The organism is Microbacterium sp. K41 (assembly GCF_004794395.1).
GTDB classification, from domain to species: Bacteria; Actinomycetota; Actinomycetes; order Actinomycetales; family Microbacteriaceae; genus Microbacterium; species Microbacterium sufflavum.
Map to the genome: position 1 here is coordinate 1 of NZ_SSDO01000034.1, position 473 is coordinate 473.

A 473-nucleotide genomic window follows, 5' to 3' on the forward strand; every position below is an offset into this window, starting at 1 on the left:
AGGACCCCGCGCGGGCCGCCGAGATCCTGTCGGGCGTCGAGGGCTCGGCGCGCGACGCGATCCACGAGCTGCGGCAGCTGCTGGAGACGCTGCGCACGCCCGGCGGCGAGACCGCGGACGGCGCCTCGACGCTCGGGCTCGACGACATCGCCGAACTCGCGGAGGCCTCGACGGCCGCGGGACTCCCCACCGCGTACACGGTCGTCGGCACTCCGACCGCGGTGCCCTCGGTGGTCGCCGTGAACCTCTACCGCATCGCCCAGGAGTCGCTCACGAACGCCCGCCGTCACGCAGGACCGGGAGCCACGGCCGATGTGCGGGTGCGCTACGACGACGACGGCGTCGAGGTGGAGGTCGTGAACACCGGCCGCGCGATCGCCCAGTTGCGACCGGGCCTCGGGCAGCTCGGGATGCGGGAGCGCGCGACGGCCTCGGGGGGCACGCTGGAGGTGGCGCCGCGGCCGTCCGGCGGG

At 76.1% G+C, this 473-nt stretch carries 1 protein-coding gene; it reads left to right on the forward strand.

Annotated features, from left to right (window positions below; all coding sequences use genetic code 11):
• A partial coding sequence (locus tag DW309_RS00415) for a sensor histidine kinase (protein WP_342590355.1) occupies window positions 1-473 on the forward strand: 473 nt, incomplete at both ends.